We start from the raw sequence: 20,687 nt of genomic DNA, 5'->3' as shown, positions 1-20,687 counted from the left end.
CTCAGTTCCCGACGGCAGAAAGCGCGCGCAGCGTGGCGATTTTATCCGGGCGGAAGCCGCTCCAGTGGTCGTTATCCGCCATCACCACCGGTACCTGGCGATACCCCAGTGATTTCAGGTTATCGATCGCATCCGGCTGGTTGTCGAGATTGATCATCTGATAGGCGAGACCCTGACGATCCATAGCATTTTTGGTCGCGGTGCACTGGACACAGTTATCTTTAGTGTAAATAATAATGCGCATGATTCGTATTTCCCTCTGTATGCGGTTCTGATACCCGGAAACGAAGCAGGGGCCGCAGTTTGCGGGCTTTATTCGGGCGGGCATAGAGTGTCGTGCTGATGAGTTAAATACTAGATGTAGTGTTTTGGTGGGTCAAGCCCACCAGATATAGGGTTTTATGATTTGTATTTGCGCAACTCAGGCAAAGCCAGCAGGGATGCGCCCTGCCGCCCGGAAAATTCTTTTGTAAATTTCGCAGGTGGGAAAAAGGACAAAATGCTTTTTCAATCTGGCTAATTTTTACTTCAATCTCTCTAAGCCATAAAGACCTGGGGGCCTTTAGCATCAATGATATTAATGATGCGCATCGCGGCATTATTGGGCTTACTCTCACCCCGTTCCCACTTCGATACACTCTCTACTGACATCCCAGTAGTGATAGCCAGTGCAGCCTGCGACATGTGATAGCGTACACGAACCTCTCTGATCTCACTGCCGGTCATTGTCCTGATTGCAGGGATAGTACGGGCGGCAACAGCAGCATTAATTGCTGTAAGCGTTTCATCTTTAACAACGCCCAATTCGTTATAACGCTTAGCCATACCCTGTATGCGCTTGAGTCTTTCAGTCATCACAAACTACCTCTATCAAATCATTTTTGATCAGAAGGATATCTATCAACTCCTGACCCATACTTATGAAATCGGATGCGATTTTACAGTAAGCATCGATTTCATCATCCTCAAGTTCCTTTCCTTTTTTCTTTGAAAGCTCACTTTTAAGGTACATATCAAAGAAAAAAATATTTTCACCATCGTTAAAAAAAACGATTGCACGCGCTCCAGCACGGGCACTAACACCAGGCAAGCCCATCCTTTTTTTATAGGTAAACTTTCCCAGTGAATCACCTGGCAGACCTCGAAAAATGTCTCCGGCGGTTTTACACAGCATCCCATTTGTAATCCGCGCTTTTCTACGATCACCATCGAAATCAGGCGTTAAATAAATTCCCATAGCATAAAATCCGTTTTCATACCTGTAATCGCTACTATAGTCCTGGTTGCGGGATGTGGCAATCCATCAACTTTAGTGTGGCGCATCGTTAAGACCAGGTTGGCAATTAGCTTACATCAGAGCGCCAGGCTTCCGGCTTCAGAGGGAGGATGTACTGTGATCGCGCTTAATTACGCGCAAAAAAAAGCCCCGCACGGGGCAGGGCTCAGGAGATTTTTTTGTACTTAGCGACGAGAAGCCAGCAGTATACCCACTACGATACCGAAAGCGGCACCGACACCCACACCGTGCCATGGTTTGTCATGCACGTAGGTATCAACCTGGGCACCGGCATCACGTGCAACCTGAGATACGCGGTTGCTGCCACCGTTCAGTTTAGAACGGGTCTGCTTCAGCAGTTTCTCTGCCTGACTGCGGGCAGAATCCACTTCGTCTTTGGCGTCACTGCCATAAGATTTCAACAGTGCTTCCAGTGAATCGGCCAGCTCATTCACATCCTGATTGATATCAATGTCATCGTTTTTTACAGTGCGATTAAACATTTTTTAGCTCCCTTTGATTTAAAAACGTAATACTAGTGTAGACGACCTTTTGATAAACGAGACGCGGGAGTGTTGTTTAGGGAAAATTCCGAATGCCCACTCTGTCATGCTGATGTAAGGTTGCGAAGCTTTTGAAAGAGGAGAGGATCGAGCATGTATTTACGACCAGATGAGGTAGCGCGCGTACTGGAAAAAGCGGGTTTCGAAGTCGATGAAATTACTCCACGGGCCTATGGCTATCGCCGTGGTGAAAACTACGTTTATGTGAATCGCGAAGCGCGCATGGGGCGCATGGCTTTAGTGATTCACCCGACGCTGAAAGAGAAAAGCCAGCCGTTCGCTGAACCTGCTTCAGAAATGAAGACCTGCGATCACTACACCCAATTCCCTCTCTACCTGGCGGGTGATTCACAGGAACATTACGGCATCCCGCACGGATTCAGTTCCCGCATGGCGCTGGAACGCTATATTCAAAGCGTTTTCGGCTAACGCATCAGGCCCCGCCGCGACGGGGCACTGAACCTCCTGACCATCCTCCCTGTTTACCCTGCCGTTGCAATTACCGGCTGTGACGCGTATAAATTTGTCCCTTATAGATGTTTAGACGTCCATACGGATAAAAGTGATGAGCGAACAGCCAACTCCCTCGCAGGAACAATTTAAACGCACCATGAAAGTGCGCCATCTGGTGATGTTATCGCTGGGCGGCGTGATCGGCACCGGCCTCTTTTTTAACACCGGCTATATCATTTCAACCACCGGCGCGGCGGGAACGCTGCTCGCCTATCTGATTGGCGCGCTGGTAGTATGGCTGGTAATGGTCTGCCTGGGCGAACTCTCCGTAGCGATGCCGGAAACCGGTGCGTTTCACGTTTACGCCGCGCGTTACCTTAGCCCGGCAACCGGCTACACCGTGGCCTGGCTCTACTGGCTGACATGGACGGTGGCACTTGGATCCAGCCTGACGGCGGCGGGTTTCTGTATGCAGTACTGGTTCCCGCAGATCCCGGTATGGATATGGTGCCTGGTCTTCTGCTGCGCCATCTATCTGCTGAACGTCATCTCAACCCGCTTCTTCGCGGAAGGAGAGTTCTGGTTCTCACTGATAAAAGTCGTCACTATCGTCGCCTTTATCGTGCTGGGTGGCGCAGCGATGTTTGGCTTTATCCCGATGAAAGATGGCACTCCAGCGCCGGGCCTGAGCAATCTCACCGCGCACGGCTGGTTGCCCAACGGCGTACTGCCGATTCTGATGACCATGGTGGCAGTAAACTTCGCCTTTTCCGGCACCGAGCTGATCGGGATTGCGGCCGGTGAAACTCAGCAGCCGGAGAAAGTGCTGCCGCTGGCGATCCGCACGACGGTGGCCCGACTGATCATCTTCTTTATCGGCACGGTATTTGTGCTGGCGGCGCTGATTCCGATGGATCAGGCGGGGATTGTCAAAAGTCCGTTTGTGCTGGTGTTTGAAAAGATCGGCATTCCCTATGCCGCTGACATCATTAACTTTGTGATCCTGACCGCTATCCTCTCTGCGGCCAACTCGGGCCTCTATGCCTCCGGGCGTATGCTCTGGTCGCTGGCCAACGAAAACACGTTGCCACGCGCCTTTGCCAGCGTCAACAAACGCGGCGTGCCTCTGCTGGCCATCACCATCAGCATGATCGGTGGCTTACTGGCGCTGGTCTCCAGCGTGGTTGCGCCAGACACGGTATTTGTGGCGCTGTCGGCCATCTCCGGCTTTGCGGTAGTCGCGGTCTGGCTCAGCATCTGCGCCTCGCATTTTGTTTTTCGTCGCCGTCATCTTCAGCAGGGCAAATCGCTGGCCGATCTGGGCTACCGTGCGCCGCTCTATCCGCTGACGCCGATTCTGGGCTTTCTGCTCTGCCTGCTGGCCTGTATCGGGCTGGCGTTTGATCCGACCCAGCGCATCGCGCTGTGGTGTGGCATCCCGTTTGTGCTGTTCTGCTATGCCGCTTACCATCTGACCCACAAATCATCCCCAAAGCCTGAGGAGGCCAAAGATGTCGCATAACCCTGTCGCGCAGGCTTTAACGGAGTCGTCGCCGCTGATTCTGGATGGCGCGCTGGCCACCGAGCTGGAAGCCCGCGGTTGTCATCTGGCCGATGCGCTCTGGTCAGCGAAAGTGCTGATGGAAAATCCTGAGCTGATCTACCAGGTTCACTACGACTATTTTGTTGCCGGGGCGCGCTGTGCCATCACGGCCAGCTACCAGGCGACACCGCAGGGCTTTGCCACGCGTGGTCTCGATGAGGCGCAGTCACTGGCGTTGATCGCCCAGAGCGTCGACCTGGCGCGTCGCGCCCGTCACGATTATCTGGCTGTACGCCCTGATGCGAAGACGCTGCTGGTAGCGGGATCGGTGGGGCCGTATGGTGCATTCCTGGCAGATGGTTCGGAATATCGCGGCGACTACACATTGCCGGAAGCGGAGATGATGGCGTTTCACCGCCCGCGCGTGCAGGCGCTGCTGGCGGCGGGTGCCGACCTGCTGGCCTGTGAAACATTGCCTTCCTTTGCTGAAGCGCAGGCACTGGTGAAGCTGCTGGCTGAATTTCCTGAAAGCCGCGCCTGGTTCACGTTTACCCTGCGTGACGACGCCGGACACATCAGTGATGGCACACCGCTGTCAACGGTGGTGAGCTGGCTGAATCAGCAGCCACAGGTGGTGGCCATTGGGATAAACTGCGTGGCACTGGAGAGCGTGACGCCTGCGCTGCAGCAGTTGCAGAGGCTGACCGACAAACCGCTGGTGGTCTATCCCAATTCCGGCGAACAGTATGATGCCGGCAGCAAAACCTGGCATTCAGCGCCGTCGGGCTGCACGCTGCATGACAAGCTGGATGAGTGGCAGCAGGCGGGCGCGAAGCTGATTGGCGGCTGCTGTCGCACCTCTCCCAACGACATCGCGGCTATCGCCCGCGCTTGTCAACCGCAATAAGCTGGCTGAATCGAGCGATGATAGCCCGATTGAGATGAAGAGGGCGGTCTACACTCTGATCACTGATCACTCTGTGGACCCCTTCATGAAACAGCGAATTCTGGCTCTGGCCGCCGCGCTGCTGCTTAGCGGCTGTGCCACCATTGTCGGCACTGAAACCCAGATGGTGCGCATTGACTCTCTTCCGCAGGGCGCGCGCTTTACCGTGCAGGATGAACGTGGCTATGCGGTGGCGCAGGGTTTCACGCCGCAGACCGTTGAACTGGCTAAATCGACCGGTCGCTACTTTGGCAAAAAGCACTACCTGCTGATGCTGGAAAGTCCGGGCTACGTGCCGGTCACGGTGCCTATTGAAGCACGCGCTAACCTCTGGTATTTGCTGGGGAACATTCCGCTGGGCGGATTTCCTGGCTGGCTGCTGGTCGATCCTTTCTATGGCGGCATGTACGACCTCAAGCCGGACCATCCGCGTCCCTTCATGAACCCGGTTGGCGCGCGCGGCTGATTACTGCGCGGTTGGCTTCACCATTCCGCCTGGCGTTTTATGGCGTTCCAGATACTGATGCTGGAAAATGCACATGCGGATGGTGTTGCGGTACTCTCCGTTAATGAAAAACTCATGCTTAAGCACGCCTTCGATCTCGAAGCCGAGCTTGGTGTAGATGTGGATCGCTTTTTCGTTTTCCTGATCGACAATCAGGTAGAGCTTATAAAGATTCAGCACCGAGAAGCCGTAATCCATCGCCAGTTTCGCCGCCTGCGTGGCCAGCCCTTTGCCCTGATGGGCCGGATCGATGATGATCTGAAACTCGGCGCGGCGGTGTACATGGTTAATTTCGACCAGTTCCACTAATCCCGCTTTTTGCCCGCTATGTTCCACTACAAAGCGGCGTTCGGTCTGATCGTGAATGTGTTTGTTGTAGAGATCGGACAGCTCCACAAACGCCTCATAAGGCTCCTCGAACCAGTATCGCATTACGCTGGCGTTGTTATCCAGCTGATGGACAAAGTGCAGATCTTCCCGCTCCAGCGGACGCAGTTTTACCGTCATTACCTGACTCCTTTTTTAAAGAAACTGCGGCGAGTATACCGCATCAGCCTGGTGCTGCGATTTGCGCAGTCGCATAGGGTTGCTGGCTTCAGCGAACAGTGCGCCGTTCTGGCATGGGAGAAGAGAAGTTAACGGTGGGTATAGAGACGTGTTAAGACTGGCGGAAGAAAGCAATAGCGCCGGACGGCAGATTAACGCCGTCCGGCCTGATTTCAGGCAGAGATCTGTTCGATGATGCGACCCTGCGCCATGCGCACTGCGCGATCGCACATGTGATCGATAACGTCGGGATCGTGACTGACCAGCACCATGGTCAGGCCATCCTGTCGTTTCAGATCGTTGAGCAGATTAAGGATCTCTGCCTGTACCGACATATCCAGTGCCGACGTCGGCTCATCCAGCAGCAGGATCTTCGGCTGTAGCAGCAGGGCGCGCACAATAGCGACGCGCTGACGCTGGCCGCCGGAGAGCTGATGCGGATAGCGATCTGCCAGCGCGGGATTGAGTCCGACGTGACGGAAGCCCTGATCGATACGATCGTTAATATTGTCGCGTTTCAGCAGCTTCAGCGGCTCCGCCAGCGTGCGGCGCAGGCGGTGACGCGGATGCAGCGAGGCATAAGGATCCTGAAACACCATCTGCACTTCCTGACGCAGCGCGCCGGTAAAGACTTTGCCCGGCTGAACCTCGTGACCGGCAAGCTGCATCTGGCCCTGCCAGTGTGGATTCAGACCCGCCAGCACCCACAGCAGCGACGACTTGCCGCAGCCTGAAGGCCCAACGAGACCAAAACACTCGCCAGCGTTAACCTCCAGGCTGACCTCGTGCACCACGGTGCGCAGGTCATAACCCTGCTTGTGGGCGACGCTTAAATCCTTAAGCTTGATCATAATTCGCCTCCAGCGCAGCGCGATCCAGCACCGGTAAAGCCTGTCCGTGAGTCGCTTTGCCCGGACGACAGGCCCAGAGCGTGCGGGTATAGGGATGGGTCGCGCGCGGCAGATCGGCGGCGGGCAGCGTATCCAGCAACCGGCCTTTGTACATCACCATTACCCGTTCGCAATGTTCCGAAACCTGCTGCAAATCATGGCTGATCAGCAGCAGCCCCATATTGCGCGCTTCCACCAGACCACGGATCAGTGCCAGCACCTGATCGCGCATAGCGTGGTCCAGTGCAGAAGTCGGTTCATCGGCAATCAGAAAGTCGGGATCGGTGATCAGGGCCATCGCCAGCATCACGCGCTGACCCATACCGCCAGAGAGCTGATGCGGATAGTGCTGCATCAGACGTCGCGGATCGGGCAGGCCGACCGCATCCAGCATCTCGCACACCTTCTCTTTACGCTCGGCACGACTCAGACGGCGATGCAGAATCAGCGGCTCTTCTACCTGCCAGCCAATCGTACGCGTCGGATTAAGGGCATACTTTGGGTCCTGCATCACCATCGCCACACGGTTACCGCGCAGCTGGTTCCAGTGGCGCTCACTCAGCGTCAGCACATTCTCACCGGCGACCTGAAGCTGGCTGGCCTGCAGATGAAGCGCGGGCGAGAGCAAACCCATCAGGCTGCGGGCAGTGAGTGATTTGCCGGAACCGGACTCACCCACCAGCGCCACACGCTCGCGGCCCACGGAAAAACTGATGTTATCGACCAGCAACGCTTCATCACTGCGAATGGTCAGCCCTTCGGCATGGAGCAGATTATTTTGCATGACGGGTATCCAGTCGGTCGCGCAGGCCATCGCCTGTCAGATTAAAGGCCAGGCTGGCAAACAGAATGGCCGCGCCCGGTGCGGCGGCAACCCACCACTGATCGAAGATCACTTTACTGCCTTCGGCGACCATTGAACCCCATTCCGCCGTCGGCGGCTGAACGCCCATGCCGAGGAAGCCAAGACCGGCCGCAGCCAGGATAATCCCGCCCAGGCTTAACGCGGCGCGAACCACCGCCGTCGGCATACAGAGCGGCAGGATATGACCGAACATCAGGCGAAAGCCCGTAATACCCTGCATCCGCGCGGCGGCAAGGTAGTCGCTGCGGCGCAGCGCCAGCGTTTCTGCACGCGCCTGACGGGCAAACGGCGGCCAGCTGGTCAGCGCCAGCGCCAGCGCACCGTTCATCAGGCCTGGGCCGAGAATCGCCACCAGCGCCAGCGCGATCACCAGATTTGGCAGTGACAGGAAGATATCGGTAATGCGCATCAGCAGGCGTTCGGTCCAGCCGCCGACGTAACCGGCGGTGATGCCGATGAGCAGCCCGGCCGGAATGGTCAGCACCAGAATCAGCGACACCAGCAGCAGCGTAGGACGTGCGCCGTAAATCACGCGCGACAGCAGATCGCGGCCAAAGCCGTCGGTGCCAAACCAGTGCTGCGCCGACGGTGCCAGCAGGCGGCTCGACATGGTCTGCATATTTGGGTCGAACGGCGCAATCAGCGGTGCCAGCAGCGCCATCAGGATAAGAATCGCCACCAGCGTCAGCCCAACGGTTAACGAGGTCACGCGTTGACGGCGACGGCGTGGTCGTAGCGTTTCGAGTTCAGAGAGTTGTTGCGTCATCGGGTTCTCGGATCGGTTAACCAGGTTAAAACATCCGCCAGGGCGTTAATCAGAATAAAGCAGCTACCGATCAACAGGGTGGAGCCCAGAATTGCCGGCACATCGCCGGAGAACAGTGCATTGGTCATGTAGCGACCCACCCCCGGCCAGGCGAAGACGGTTTCGGTCAGCACCGAACCTTCCAGCAGCGTGGCGTAAGAGAGGGCGATCACTGTGACCAGCGTGCCCAGCACGTTGGGGAAGATGTGGCGCAGCAGGATGCGAACCCGACCCGCGCCTTTGGCACGCGCCAGCACCACATACTCTTTGCTGCTCTCTTCCAGCAGCGCCGCACGCAGCAGACGGGTAATGCCCGCCATCGCCAGCAGGCCGAGGATCACCACCGGCAGCCAGAGGTGCGCAATCGCATTACGGAACATCTCCGGTTCACCCGACAGCCAGCTGTCGATCAGTACAAAGCCGGTCTTCGGCTCCAGGGTATAAACCCAGATATCATCCAGCCGTCCCGGTCCGGCGGACCAGTGCAGCACCGCATAAAAGAGCAGCAGACCCAGCAGGCCGAGCCAGAACACCGGCACCGAGTAGCCCAGCAGCGAGATAAAGCGGGCGAGATTATCAATCCAGCTGCCTGGTTTCCAGGCGGCCAGCAGCGCCAGCGTGACGCCGAACACCACTGCGAAGATCATCGCGCAGGTCGCCAGCTCAATGGTGGCGGGGAAGGTGGTCATCAGGTCGCCGCTCACCGACTGATTGGTCAGACGGGAGACACCGAGATCGCCGTGCGCCAGATGTTCGATGTAGCGCCAGAACTGCATCAGCACCGGCTGGTCGAGACCCAGGTCGTGACGCACCTGTTGATAGGTTGCTTCACTGGCATGATCGCCAGCAATCTGCTGTACCGGATCAATCGGCGAGAGATGCGACAGCATAAAGGTGAAGGCGAGCAGACCAAGCAGTGTGACCAGCAGCGACAACAGGCTACCGATCAGCCGTCCGCCACGCTGCCAAAAAAGCCGGGCGAACCCGGCTGAAGGAACAGACTGTGCCATTACTTAGTGACCTGCGAGTAATACACCATGTCAGGGTTGATGCCCTGCACATAGCCTTTCAGGTTGTCGCGCAGGGCAATCAGGTTCTTCGCCTGCATGCCAATCACGTAAGGAGAGGTCTTCATCACCTCACGCTGCATCGCTTCATACAGCGCGATGCGCTTCTTCGGATCGCTTTCCGCAGTGGCCGCAATCACCTGCTTATTGAGTTCAGGAATGTGCCAGTCTGAACGGAAAGCAATGGTTTTGCTGCCATCTTCCGGGTTGTAAGCAAATGAAGCGGCGTTGGTGTTAGGATCGAAGTAGTCGGAGCCCCAGGCGTTCAGCGTGGCTTCATATTTATGCGCTTTCACGTTGGTTGAGACTTCGGAGCTCAGGCCCGGCACCACTTCCACTTTTACGCCAGCTTTGGCGAAGCTGCCCTGCAGCGCCTGCGCGATATCCAGATAAGGTGGCTGGTTGCTGGTGGAGAGCCTGAAGGTGACGTTGTTCAGGCCCGCTTTCTTCAGAATCGCTTTAGCTTTTTCCGGATCGTAGCTGTATGGCGTGTCGTTGATTGCGCCTAAGAAGCCTTTAGGCAGGAAGCTCTGATGCACGTCGAACTGACCTTTCAGCAGCTCATTAGCAATACCTTTGTAATCCCACAGGTAGCGTGCTGCTTCCCAGAAGGCCGGGTTCTTCATCGTCTCGTTCGCGCCGATGTTGAACTGAATGTAGTAGAGCGACGCCATTGGAATCGCTTCTGTCTTCACGCCAGGTTTGCCGTTTAGCGCAGCAATCTGATCGGCACCCAGGTTACGGGCGATATCGGCATCACCCTGTTCCAGCAGCAGACGACGCGCTGCCGGTTCCGGTACGTTCTTGATCAGGATGTTCTTCATTTTTGGTGCGCCTGCTGGTGAAGTCGGGTTGGCGCTGAGCAGCACCACCTGATGCATCACCACTTTACGGATCTGGTACGGACCACTACCCGCTGAGTGGGTTGCCAGCCAGGCGTTACCAAAATCGCCGTTCTTCGCGTTCGCCATCGCGGTTTTTTCATCGACAATTGACGAGACCGGGGCAGAGAGCAGGCTGAGCACGTAGGTCGGGCTGACGTTGGCGCTCCAGCTGATTTGCACGTGATTGTCGTCGATCTTCTTCAGGAAGCCATCAACGTTATCTTTGGTCCAGCCGAGCTGCGTCAGGATGAAAGAGGGATCAAGGTTCAATTTCACCACGCGGCCCAGCGAAAAGATCACATCTTCCGGGCGCAGCGGGTTACCGGTGGAGAATTTCGCATCTTTGCGCAGTTCAAAGGTCAGGCTGCGATTGTCGTTACCGGGCTGCCACGAGGTGGCAAGAGTGGGTTTCAGGTCCACCGGATTCTGCGGGTCAGACTGAACCAGACGCTGATAGATGTTAGTAAAAGCCTGAACGCTGGTCAGTTCGAACCCTTTGGCCGGGTCGAAGCTGTCGGCGTCGTCAGTAGATTGGGCAATCACCAGCGTATCTTTAGGTGTTGCGGCCTGTGCTGTGAAGGCGGCAGCCAGCGTCAGCGCCAGCAGTGATGGAATTATAGTTTTCATGAAATTTCCTTGCCTTAGAAAGTTACGCGAGTTTACGAAAGGGCTGATGCGAAGAATAGTCGAATATGGGCTAATCATATGCAAAAAGGTTATAAGGGTTCGGTTGTGGTTATAAGAAGATCGCCATGTTGTTACCGAAGCGGCAACCTGAGCAGAAACAAATCCTCAACGAAGCGGTTATTTATCCCTGAATCGCTTTACCCCAATTTTCCTCTCTCTATAATAGCGGCAAATAACTTCAGGAGAATTCAGTTGGACAGTCACCCTCGATTAATTTTAATTCTGGCAAGCTGAATTTTCTCTGCTGCTTGCCAACCGGCGAGCAGCGATCCCCGCTTTAATTAACGATCGCGCTCCTTGTTTTTAATCCTGTCAGCTACAGGAGTGCGCGTTATGCTGCTGTTTATATTAGCCCTTTTTCCTCCACCCCGACTGGCGTAGCTCAGGCTGCGCCCGAACGCCGATATCAGACCTTTAAAACGCAGCGCTTAACAGGCGTTACGTCACCCTGTGCGGGTCATTATTTTGCGCGCAGATTGATTAGCGTCATGATTCCAAAAGGTCGCCTTATTAAATAACCCGGCCACGCCAGGTTTTATCCATGCACGCATATTTTGCGTGCAGGACAACTATTGCTTTAAATCAGGGAGATGTCGAAATGAGCGACATGAAACTGGAGCAGGTTGCGATCACCACATCCGGTAACCGTAACGATAAAAAAAGTAAAAAAATATTTGCTGTCGCACAGCAGGCAGGCCAGCACGTTGAGATGACGCTGGCAAACCTGCGCAGTCAGCGTCAGGGTCTGACTCAGGCTGAAGCGGCGAAAAGACTGGCCTTGTATGGCCGCAATGAAGTGGCACATGAGAAAGCACCACCGGCGCTGATTCAGCTGCTGATGGCGTTTAATAACCCGTTTATCTACGTATTACTGGTCCTGGCGCTGGTAAGCCTGTTTACCGACTATATATTGCCGCTGCGCGCGGGTCAGGAGACCGATCTCTCCGGCGTCATCATCATCTGCACCATGGTGATGCTGAGCGGGCTGCTGCGCTTCTGGCAGGAGTTTCGTACCAACCGTGCCGCGCAGGCGCTGCAGTCCCTGGTTCGCAGCCAGGTTACCGTGCTGCGGCGGGAGCCAGGCAGCGACACCGCGCAGCGCCAGGATGTGGATATGAGTGAGCTGGTGCCGGGCGATATCATCCTGCTCAGCACCGGCGATCAGGTGCCCGCCGATGTGCGCCTGCTGAGTTCACGTAATCTGTTTATCAGTGAAGCGGTGCTGACTGGCGAGTCACTACCGGTTGAGAAACACAGCAGCGATGCGGGTCTTGATGCTGAAGAGCAGACTGCCCAGGAGCTGCTGGCGTCACCGAACATTTGCCTGATGGGCACCAGCGTAGCCAGCGGCACTGCCAGCGCCGTCGTCGTCGCGACTGGTGGCGAAACCTGGTTTGGCTCACTGGCCTCATCGCTGACCGGAAGCCGTCCGCAGACCGCGTTTGACCGCGGCGTGAACAGCGTCAGCAAGCTGCTGATCCGCTTTATGCTGGTGATGGTCCCGGTAGTGCTGCTGATTAATGGCTTCACCAAAGGGGACTGGATGGATGCCACGCTGTTTGCCCTCGCAGTCGCAGTCGGGCTGACCCCGGAAATGCTGCCGATGATTGTCAGCGCTAATCTGGCCAAGGGTGCCATTGCGATGTCACGGCGCAAAGTGATCGTCAAAAAGCTCAACGCCATTCAGAACCTTGGCGCGATGGATGTGCTCTGCACCGATAAAACCGGCACGCTGACCCAGGACACGATCCTGCTGGCGCATCATCTGGATGCACGGGGCAGTGAAGATGAGCAGGTCCTGCTGCTGGCCTGGCTCAACAGCGGCAGTCAGAGTGGTGCGAAAAACCTGATGGACCGTGCCGTGCTCTGCGCGGGTGATAAGGTCATTTCACAGAGTCAGCGTAGTCAGTATCAGCTGGTTGATGAGCTGCCGTTTGATTTTACCCGCCGTCGGGTGTCGGTGCTGGTGGAAGATCTGACTCAGCATCGCTCGCAACTGATCTGTAAAGGTGCAGTAGAAGAGATGCTGGCAGTCAGCGTTGCTGTGCGTCAGGGGGATGTGGTCGTTGCACTGGATGCAGCACAGCGTGCGGCGCTGCTGGCGCAGACCGAACGCTATCATCAGCAGGGTTACCGCGTGCTGCTGGTGGCAACCCGTGATGGCGAGCTGCACGCGCCGCTCAGCGACAGTGATGAGCGCGATCTGGTTATCCAGGGCATGCTCACCTTCCGCGATCCACCGAAAGCCAGTGCCGGCAAGGCCATTAAAGCCCTGCGCGACAGTGGTGTAACGGTGAAAGTGCTGACCGGTGACAATCCGCTGGTGACGCTGCGGGTCTGTGCCGATGTTGGATTAACCGATCCGGCTATGCTGACTGGCGATCAGATTGAGGCGATGAGCGACGATGAACTGGCACTGGAAGCAGAGCGCTGCACCCTGTTTGCCCAGCTGACGCCGCTGCAGAAGTCACGTCTGGTGCGCCTGATGCAGCAGAACGGTCACACCGTCGGATTCCTCGGCGATGGTATCAATGACGCGCCTGCACTGCGCGCGGCAGACACAGGGATCTCCGTAGACAGTGCGGCGGATGTGGCGAAAGCCTCATCTGACATCATCCTGCTGGAGAAAGATCTGCAGGTGCTGAATGAGGGTGTACTCAAAGGACGCGAGACCTTTGGCAACATCATCAAGTATCTGAACATGACCGCCAGCTCCAACTTCGGCAATGTGTTCTCGCTGCTGGTGGCCAGTGCCTTTATTCCGTTTCTGCCGATGCTGTCGATTCATCTGCTGATTCAAAACCTGATGTATGACGTTTCCCAGCTGGCGCTGCCATGGGACAAGGTTGACCGCGAGTTTTTGAATAAGCCGCGTAAATGGGATGCCGGCAACATTAAACGCTTCATGCTGTGGATGGGTCCGACTTCATCAATTTTTGACGTCACCACTTTTGCGCTGATGTGGTTCGTTTTCGGCGCTAACCATGCAGGCGTGCAGTCGCTGTTCCAGTCTGGCTGGTTTATTGAGGGACTGCTGTCACAGACGCTGGTGGTACATATGCTGCGTACGCGGAAGATTCCGTTTATCCAGAGTCGTGCCACCTTACCGGTCATGCTGACCACGCTGGCAGTGATGGCGCTGGGCATCCTGATTCCATTCTCACCGCTGGGTGCGATGGTCGGTCTGGTGCCACTGCCATGGCAATATTTCCCCTGGCTGGTGCTGACGCTGCTCAGCTACTGCCTGGTGGCGCAGGGCATGAAACGTTTCTATATCCGTCGGTTTGGTCAGTGGTTCTAGGGAGGCGAAGATGAAAAAAGGCAGGCTCGATACGGTATTTGTCGGCGTGATGATCATCGGCTTAACTCTGATTGCGCTGACGGTCGTCGTACGATGAGGGCATTGTAATAGTGCGTTAGTACAGAGGCAGCGAGGCAACTCGCTGCCTTTTTTCTAATCTTCGTCGCGCTCACGGCTGGCGCGCTGGCGTTCGTAGTATTCATCTTCTGCGGTGATGATCTCATCCATCAGCGAATCCATATCCACCACGCGCTCCTCTTCAACAAACTGTCCGGTCAGCGGTGTTTCCGGGGTCAGCTTGCCATCTTCATAAAGTTGCCAGATCTCTTTGGCATAGCGCGTCTTCAGCAGCGCCGGAGCGAACTGACCGTAGTAGGAAGTGATGTTGTCTACGTCACGTTCGAACATCGACTCAGCATGGTTATTGGCTGCTGCATCGACCGCCTGTGGCAGGTCAATAATCACCGGTCCCTGATCGTCCAGCAGCACGTTGAACTCGGATAAGTCACCATGGACGATACCGGCACAGAGCATGCGCACGATGTTGCGGATCATGGTGTGGAAGTCGGTAATCGCCTCCTCTTCGGAGAGCGTGACGTCGCTGAGGCGCGGCGCGACAGAGCCATTGGCGTCGGTCACCAGCTCCATCAATAATACACCGTCAATGCAGAGGTAAGGCTGGGGCACGCGAACACCGGCATTAGCCAGGCGAAACAGGGCGTCGACTTCGGCGGTCTGCCAGGACTCCTCCTGCTGCTTACGGCCAAACTTCGTGCCTTTTTGCATGGCGCGGGCGTTACGGCTGTTGCGGGTTTTCCGGCCTTCCTGATACTGAACCGCCTGCTTAAAGCTGCGCTGGGTCGCTTCTTTATAGACTTTGGCGCACTGCACTTTACCGCTGCAAAGCACGGTATAGACGTCTGCTTCTTTGCCGCTTTTCAGCCGCTGCAGCACATCGTCAATGAGGCCGTCATCGACCAGGGGCTGGATTCTGTTTGGGATTTTCATGCGGCTTTATACCTTATTTCACCCGCTTTTCGTATCAATTTGCGATGATGGAAAACATTGGCAATGACTGAACAAAGTATCCGATTCTACCCTGGAAAGTTGTTTTGTGGGGATGAACCTTAATGCGTTGCGCTTTTGACCTTTGTTTTATCATAAACAAGGGATTAGGGGGGAGAGCAGGGCGGTTTTATCTGCCAGAGATTCGCTTTCTTACGGCACAGTGCAACATTATGTCAGCGAGATGTGCCTGAATAGCAGGTGGATATGGGCATAAGGCCGAAATCCTGCTCACAGAATCCCGGCCTGCCTGCGGGATTACTTCAGGCCTTTAAGCACTTTAACCGTGCTTTCAATGTCGATCTCATCTTCGGAGAAGATCAGCGTCGTTCCCTGGAAAGTGGTCACCGCCAGCTTTTTCAGCGAGCGCATCTTACTGGCGTTCGGGTCAGACTTCGGACGGATATTATTCAGCAACAGACCGACTGACAACACCGCGTTCTCTTTATCGACACCAGCATCAACAGGGACCTCTTCGTTATAGACCAGATAAGACTTAATCGAAGTGATCTTCAGCCGCTCACCTGCGATATAGATATATTTGCTGGTTGGCGCGACTTTCACCGCATAGGCGGACAAGCCTTTGTTGTTGGTGGTGGGTTCGAATGTCACCGCCGCATCTTTCTTAATCAGATCAGGATTGGCGACTTTAATCACATGAAAATAGCGGTTATCACCGTTTTCATCTTTGATAAAGCCAAAACCTTTGTCTTCAAACCAGGTTGTGATCGTTCCGTTCATCGCCATTTTTGCCTGCTTAATCTACTCAGTTTTTTACAGCGCGCAGTGTAAAACACAATGCCTGCGCAGACTATATAAGTCTGGATGATAATTTACAGCCGGGCAAGAGGCGGGGCGAATGCCCGACGCGGAGATTAATGCGGTAGTCAGAACGGTTAACCGGCGGACGGCGCAATGCTCGTCTGCCGGTGCGTATCTCTTACTCGTTGCCCCAGCGGTTCAGGAACCCGGCGATATCATCAATACGCTGCTCATCGATACCCGCTTCGCGCGCCATATCCTGCTGCGACTCTTCACTGATCTCTTCGTTATTCATCAGACGGGTGATCAGCAACTGAAAGTAATGCGCCAGCGGAGTACGCTCTGCTTCGCTGACCGGCTTAGCCGCCTCCGTCGCGTACTCATCTGCGACATCATAATATTTGAGAGAAATTTCGTTATTCATAAGGGGTCCGCAGAGTTGAGAGTAAGTAGCGACCGGATTCTGACCCGGCTTGTGGCGGTATTATTTCGTGTTTGGGTTGGGGCTGTAAAGGGGAACAGGATACCCGGTTCTGACTAGAGAACCAGCGGCGGAAGCTGTCTGAAGGTGTTGACTAATCCCTCTCCCCAGCCTTTACGGATAGTACTGAAGTACGGATGGTCTTCGGTAATGCGGTATTGCCGGGCATCGCTGAAGCTATCACACGGGTAGATCATCACGTCGAGCGGAAGACCAACGGACAGATTGCTGCGCAGGGTCGAATCCAGTGAAATCAGCGCGCATTGCATCGCCTGCTCCAGAGACATGTCGTAGTGCAGCACCCGGTCAATAATCGGTTTGCCATACTTGCTTTCACCAATCTGGAAATAGGGCGTATCGCGGGTGGCTTCGATGAAATTACCCTGTGGGTAAATATGGAACAGACCCATCTCATCCCCATTGATTTGCCCGCCGAGCAGCAGATTGCAACTGAAGTCTGTTGTACTGCCATTCTGTTGCGCCTCACTGTCCCGCTGGATCACCTCACGAACCGTCTCGCCGACCAGAGATGCGGCGTCGTAGAGGCTTGAGGCATTCAGCAGATTGGGGCAGTCGGCATTCCTGCTGCGGTGTCGCAGCAGACTGATAATACTTTGCGTGGTCGCCAGATTACCGGCAGTCTGAAGCACCAGCGTACGATCGCCGTCCTGATGAAACACGTGCAGTTTACGGAAGGTGGAAATATGATCCACGCCAGCATTGGTACGTGAATCGGATGCAAAGACCAGCCCGGATGACAGGCGCATGGCCACACAATAGGTCATACCACACTCCCCTCAAAAAAAGATTTGCACGCCATCAGCGTGCATGAAGTTTTCACCATCAGCAAGTCGCGATTTACATCATTTGTACGGCGGCAATCGCACACATATCTTCATATCCCCCGCCAATGCGTAAACCACGCACCGGACAGGCATCCAGGTAATCGATGCCGACGGCAAGCTTAAGATGTTGATCAGGGATACGGGTATTGTTGGTGACGTCAAAGCAGTGCCAGCGGTCTTCCACCCACACTTCGGCCCAGGCATGCGTGGCGACATGGGTAGAATCTTTGCTGTGCAGGTAACCGCTGACGTAGCGTGCCGGTATATTCAGAGTACGACAGCAGCTCAGAAAGACATGCGTATGATCCTGGCAGACGCCGGTACTGGCGGCGAAAGCCTCAGCGGCACTGTCGGTCACAAGGGTAGTACCTGGGGTGTAAGGCATCCTGAGCAGCAGGTCTGCCATCAGGTTTTCCAGGGCGGCCAGAATCGCCTGAGGCTGATGATAACGCAGGGCAAACGCCTGAATCGCCGCATCGGGCTGGGTCAGCGGACTGTGGCGCAGGAAGACCAGCGGCGACAGATGTCCCTGAGCCTGATCTTCAATGCCGTGTTCAATCTCTACCACGCCATGTGCCTGAATGGTGATGGACTCATGCGGCTCATCGAGTGTCAGCACATGCATAATGTTGCCGAAGGCGTCAGTGGTGCAGACCGCCTTCTCCGGCAAGGTCAGTTGCCAGGAAAGTATGCGTTGATGAGGCGATTCCTGAGGCGTCAGACGCAGGTACTGGATACTCCTTTGCACTGCCTGGTCGTAGCGATAGTGCGTGTTGTGCTCAATGCTAAGTTTCATTGCGCCTCCAGATACGTGTGATGAATACTTTCGGCGATCTCGTTGACCTGAGCGAGAAAGGCTTCCAGCCAGTTGTTCAGCCCGATTCTGTTCAGGTCTTTCATGGAGCTGAAGCGCAGCTCGGCGTGCAGGATGTGCGCCAGGCGGCGTGGCGGATTTGCACGGCCCCCAATCAGCTCCAGTTGCTGAACCATATCGTTGATACACGCCAGCAACGAACGTGGCAGCTCGTTGCGCAGGATCATCAGTTCGGCGATAGTCTCCCGGCTCAGGGGCTGCTTATAAATACTATGGTAGGCTTCGCGCGCACTTACCGCCTGCAGCAGTGTGTCCATGCGGTAATATTCGCGCACCGGATCGTCATCAATGTCCATTAGTCGGTTTTTCACCTCCAGCAGACGGGCGGTGCCATCAGCCCGTTCCAGCAGCGTCCCCAGGCGGATAAAGTGCATCGCATCGCTGCGGAGCAGGGTACCGAACATGGCACCGCGGAACAGATGAGAGCGCTCTTTCACCCAGTCAAAGAAGGCGTCGGCACCGTCTGAGCCGATGCCCTGACGGCGTATCGATTTCATCCCGATCCAGGTGGCATTAATACATTCCCAGACTTCAGATGACAGGCTGCCACGCACCGCATGCGCGTTGTTCCAGCCCATCTGCAGGCAACTGAAAATGCTGCTGTGATTCCGGTTATCCAGGGCGAAAAAACTGACCAGATTGGGCATCGTCAGTGTCGGGTAGGTCTCAGCATACAGCCCGCTGGTGCTGGTCAGGTTGAGCGGTACCAGCAGATCATGCGTACCCCCGTTACGGATTGGCATCATCGACAGCTTGTTGGTGACGTCCAGCACCCGGGCGATATTTTCTGCCCGCTCCAGATAGCGGGCCATCCAATAGAGTTCACTGGCTGTCCGGCTCAGCATAGATCATCCTCCAGTACCCAGGTGTCCTTGGTTCCGCCGCCCTGAGATGAATTGACGACCAGCGATCCTTCCGTCAACGCGACGCGGGTAAGCCCGCCAGGCACCAGTCGGATCTCCGCGCCACTGAGCGCAAAGGGCCGGAGATCGATATGACGTGGTGCCAGGCCGTCGTTGACAAACGTAGGGCAGGTGGACAACGCCAGCGTGTTTTGCGCGATGTAATTCTGCGGACGCGCCAGCAACAGGTCACGGAAGTGGGCAAGCTCAGCTTTGCTCGCGGCGGGGCCAATCAACATGCCGTAACCCCCAGCGCCGTGAACTTCCTTCACCACCATTTTTTCGAGGTTTGCCAGCACATACGACAGCTCATTTTTATGCCTGCACTGCCAGGTTGGGACGTTGTTGAGAATCGGTTCTTCCTGCAGATAAAAGCGCACCATATCCGGTACGTAGGGGTAGATAGATTTGTCATCAGCCACACCCGTGCCGATGGCATTGGCCAGGACAACATTGCCAGCCCGATAAACTGACAGCAGTCCGGGTACGCCGAGCATGGAGTCCGGGCGGAACGCCAGCGGATCGAGGAAGGCGTCGTCAACCCGACGATAGATCACATGCACTTTGCATGGCCCGGCGGTCGTGCGCATAAACAGCATGCCATCCTTCACGAACAAATCGGCGCTTTCAACCAGCTCAACGCCCATTTGCTGGGCCAGGAAGCTGTGTTCGAAGTAAGCGCTGTTAAAGCGGCCTGGGGTCAATACCACCACGGTGGGATCGTTGACGGGTGAGCTTTCACGCAGCGTTTGCAGCAGATGCGATGGATAGCGTTCTACGGGCGCAATGCGTTGCTGTGCAAACAGTTCCGGATAGAGCCGCATCATCATCTTACGGTTCTCCAGCATATAGGAGACGCCGGAGGGGGTACGCAGGTTATCTTCCAGGACGTAATATTCACCATCACTGTTGCGCACCATATCCACGCCGATAATGTGTGCGTAGATGTTACGGTGGAGATCAACACCCTGCATACAGGGCTGATACTGTTCGTTAGCCAGAACCTGTTCTGCCGGAATGACGCCCGCTTTCAGAATGTGTTGTTCGTGGTAGATATCGTAGAGAAAGGCATTGAGCGCCTGCACACGCTGACGGATACCAGCATCAAGCATGGCCCACTCGGCGGCCGGAATAATACGTGGCACGCTGTCGAACGGGATCAACCGTTCAGCACCATTATCGTCATCGTAGACATTGAACGTTATCCCTACCCGGTGAAACAGGAGGGCGGCTTCTTCCCGCTTGCGCTGTACCGCCTGGTGATCGGCCTGCTGCAGCCATTGCCAGTAGGCGGCGTAGTGGTCACGGTGTTCGCCTTCAGCCAGAAGCATCTCATCAAAAAAGGGTGAAGCGGAGAGATTGATATTCAGCATCGTCACCTCGCAGACGTTAAAGGCTGTGAATCTATCCAAGCATAAAGTGTGCCA

Annotated in this window: 23 protein-coding genes; 6 read left to right on the top strand and 17 right to left on the bottom strand. The window is 55.6% G+C overall.

Annotated elements, in window-relative coordinates; translation table 11 throughout:
* Position 1: 1 nt before the first annotated feature.
* From nrdH to F3I20_RS20480, 4 genes are all read right to left on the bottom strand, one after another.
* Positions 2 to 244, bottom strand: coding sequence for a glutaredoxin-like protein NrdH (gene nrdH / locus F3I20_RS20495; protein ID WP_150038445.1), 243 nt, complete (start codon positions 242 to 244; stop codon positions 2 to 4).
* Between the two features lie 293 nt (positions 245 to 537).
* The gene (locus F3I20_RS20490; RefSeq protein ID WP_150015532.1) at positions 538 to 855 is read right to left on the bottom strand and encodes a helix-turn-helix domain-containing protein; all 318 of its coding nucleotides are present in this window, start codon (positions 853 to 855) and stop codon (positions 538 to 540) included.
* Positions 848 to 1,237: a type II toxin-antitoxin system RelE/ParE family toxin gene (locus F3I20_RS20485; RefSeq protein WP_150015533.1), complete on the bottom strand. Its 390-nt coding sequence runs from the start codon at positions 1,235 to 1,237 to the stop codon at positions 848 to 850. Before F3I20_RS20485 ends, F3I20_RS20490 begins: the two co-directional genes overlap by 8 nt.
* Positions 1,238 to 1,461: 224 nt before the next feature.
* On the bottom strand, positions 1,462 to 1,779 hold the full coding sequence (locus F3I20_RS20480) for a DUF883 family protein (protein ID WP_033733577.1): 318 nt from the start codon (positions 1,777 to 1,779) through the stop codon (positions 1,462 to 1,464).
* A gap of 153 nt (positions 1,780 to 1,932) precedes the next feature.
* Here F3I20_RS20480 and F3I20_RS20475 point away from each other — a divergent pair, with 153 nt between their 5' ends.
* The 4 genes from F3I20_RS20475 to F3I20_RS20460 all read left to right on the top strand — a co-directional run bounded on the left by F3I20_RS20475 (position 1,933) and on the right by F3I20_RS20460 (position 5,247).
* A complete protein-coding gene (locus tag F3I20_RS20475) occupies positions 1,933 to 2,268 on the top strand; it encodes a DUF2002 family protein (RefSeq protein WP_003850360.1) in 336 nt (111 codons plus the stop codon).
* A gap of 136 nt (positions 2,269 to 2,404) precedes the next feature.
* Positions 2,405 to 3,814, top strand: a complete 1,410-nt coding sequence (gene mmuP, locus F3I20_RS20470; protein ID WP_150015534.1) for an S-methylmethionine permease — start codon at positions 2,405 to 2,407, stop codon at positions 3,812 to 3,814.
* Entirely contained in the window at positions 3,804 to 4,742 is a 939-nt protein-coding gene (mmuM, locus tag F3I20_RS20465) for a homocysteine S-methyltransferase (RefSeq protein WP_150015535.1), read from the top strand. The genes mmuP and mmuM overlap by 11 nt, the downstream gene beginning before the upstream one ends.
* Positions 4,743 to 4,827: 85 nt before the next feature.
* Positions 4,828 to 5,247, top strand: coding sequence for a hypothetical protein (locus F3I20_RS20460; protein WP_150019622.1), 420 nt, complete (start codon positions 4,828 to 4,830; stop codon positions 5,245 to 5,247).
* On the opposite strand, the gene speG is transcribed toward F3I20_RS20460, so the two are convergent.
* The 6 genes from speG to F3I20_RS20430 all read right to left on the bottom strand — a co-directional run bounded on the left by speG (position 5,248) and on the right by F3I20_RS20430 (position 10,970).
* Entirely contained in the window at positions 5,248 to 5,793 is a 546-nt protein-coding gene (gene speG, locus F3I20_RS20455; protein WP_003850356.1) for a spermidine N1-acetyltransferase, read from the bottom strand.
* A gap of 212 nt (positions 5,794 to 6,005) precedes the next feature.
* Positions 6,006 to 6,683 carry an ABC transporter ATP-binding protein gene (locus F3I20_RS20450; protein ID WP_150015537.1) on the bottom strand — a complete coding sequence of 226 codons (678 nt, stop codon included), beginning with the start codon at positions 6,681 to 6,683 and terminating at the stop codon, positions 6,006 to 6,008.
* Positions 6,670 to 7,506 carry an ABC transporter ATP-binding protein gene (locus tag F3I20_RS20445; RefSeq protein WP_150038443.1) on the bottom strand — a complete coding sequence of 279 codons (837 nt, stop codon included), beginning with the start codon at positions 7,504 to 7,506 and terminating at the stop codon, positions 6,670 to 6,672. Before F3I20_RS20445 ends, F3I20_RS20450 begins: the two co-directional genes overlap by 14 nt.
* Positions 7,496 to 8,353 carry an ABC transporter permease gene (locus F3I20_RS20440; RefSeq protein ID WP_033733571.1) on the bottom strand — a complete coding sequence of 286 codons (858 nt, stop codon included), beginning with the start codon at positions 8,351 to 8,353 and terminating at the stop codon, positions 7,496 to 7,498. The genes F3I20_RS20445 and F3I20_RS20440 overlap by 11 nt, the downstream gene beginning before the upstream one ends.
* On the bottom strand, positions 8,350 to 9,402 hold the full coding sequence (locus F3I20_RS20435) for an ABC transporter permease (protein WP_150038441.1): 1,053 nt from the start codon (positions 9,400 to 9,402) through the stop codon (positions 8,350 to 8,352). Before F3I20_RS20435 ends, F3I20_RS20440 begins: the two co-directional genes overlap by 4 nt.
* On the bottom strand, positions 9,402 to 10,970 hold the full coding sequence (locus tag F3I20_RS20430; RefSeq protein WP_150038439.1) for an ABC transporter substrate-binding protein: 1,569 nt from the start codon (positions 10,968 to 10,970) through the stop codon (positions 9,402 to 9,404). The genes F3I20_RS20435 and F3I20_RS20430 overlap by 1 nt, the downstream gene beginning before the upstream one ends.
* Before the next feature lie 658 nt (positions 10,971 to 11,628).
* Here F3I20_RS20430 and mgtA point away from each other — a divergent pair.
* Together mgtA and mgtU are read left to right on the top strand one after the other, a co-directional pair.
* Positions 11,629 to 14,331: a magnesium-translocating P-type ATPase gene (gene mgtA / locus F3I20_RS20425; protein WP_150038437.1), complete on the top strand. Its 2,703-nt coding sequence runs from the start codon at positions 11,629 to 11,631 to the stop codon at positions 14,329 to 14,331.
* 10 nt (positions 14,332 to 14,341) lie between these two features.
* Positions 14,342 to 14,428 (top strand): magnesium transporter protection protein MgtU, encoded by an 87-nt coding sequence (gene mgtU / locus F3I20_RS24480; protein WP_368668636.1) that lies wholly within the window; start codon positions 14,342 to 14,344, stop codon positions 14,426 to 14,428.
* Positions 14,429 to 14,484: 56 nt separating this feature from the next.
* On the opposite strand, the gene F3I20_RS20420 is transcribed toward mgtU, so the two are convergent.
* The 7 genes from F3I20_RS20420 to F3I20_RS20390 form a co-directional block, all read right to left on the bottom strand.
* Positions 14,485 to 15,339, bottom strand: a complete 855-nt coding sequence (locus F3I20_RS20420; protein WP_135907824.1) for a PA4780 family RIO1-like protein kinase — start codon at positions 15,337 to 15,339, stop codon at positions 14,485 to 14,487.
* Positions 15,340 to 15,654: 315 nt separating this feature from the next.
* Positions 15,655 to 16,143: a cold-shock protein gene (locus F3I20_RS20415; RefSeq protein ID WP_150015542.1), complete on the bottom strand. Its 489-nt coding sequence runs from the start codon at positions 16,141 to 16,143 to the stop codon at positions 15,655 to 15,657.
* A 193-nt stretch (positions 16,144 to 16,336) separates the two neighbouring features.
* Positions 16,337 to 16,582: a YmjA family protein gene (locus F3I20_RS20410; protein WP_150015543.1), complete on the bottom strand. Its 246-nt coding sequence runs from the start codon at positions 16,580 to 16,582 to the stop codon at positions 16,337 to 16,339.
* A 113-nt stretch (positions 16,583 to 16,695) separates the two neighbouring features.
* Positions 16,696 to 17,424 (bottom strand): proteasome-type protease, encoded by a 729-nt coding sequence (locus tag F3I20_RS20405; protein ID WP_150038435.1) that lies wholly within the window; start codon positions 17,422 to 17,424, stop codon positions 16,696 to 16,698.
* Between the two features lie 73 nt (positions 17,425 to 17,497).
* Positions 17,498 to 18,280, bottom strand: coding sequence for a transglutaminase family protein (locus F3I20_RS20400; RefSeq protein ID WP_150015545.1), 783 nt, complete (start codon positions 18,278 to 18,280; stop codon positions 17,498 to 17,500).
* Entirely contained in the window at positions 18,277 to 19,203 is a 927-nt protein-coding gene (locus tag F3I20_RS20395) for an alpha-E domain-containing protein (RefSeq protein ID WP_013358779.1), read from the bottom strand. Before F3I20_RS20395 ends, F3I20_RS20400 begins: the two co-directional genes overlap by 4 nt.
* Positions 19,197 to 20,633, bottom strand: coding sequence for a circularly permuted type 2 ATP-grasp protein (locus tag F3I20_RS20390; protein WP_150038457.1), 1,437 nt, complete (start codon positions 20,631 to 20,633; stop codon positions 19,197 to 19,199). The genes F3I20_RS20395 and F3I20_RS20390 overlap by 7 nt, the downstream gene beginning before the upstream one ends.
* Positions 20,634 to 20,687 lie beyond the last annotated feature (54 nt).

The organism is Candidatus Pantoea gossypiicola, from assembly GCF_008632075.1.
GTDB classification, from domain to species: Bacteria; Pseudomonadota; Gammaproteobacteria; order Enterobacterales; family Enterobacteriaceae; genus Pantoea; species Pantoea gossypiicola.
This window is presented reverse-complemented; position numbering and strand designations above follow the sequence as displayed.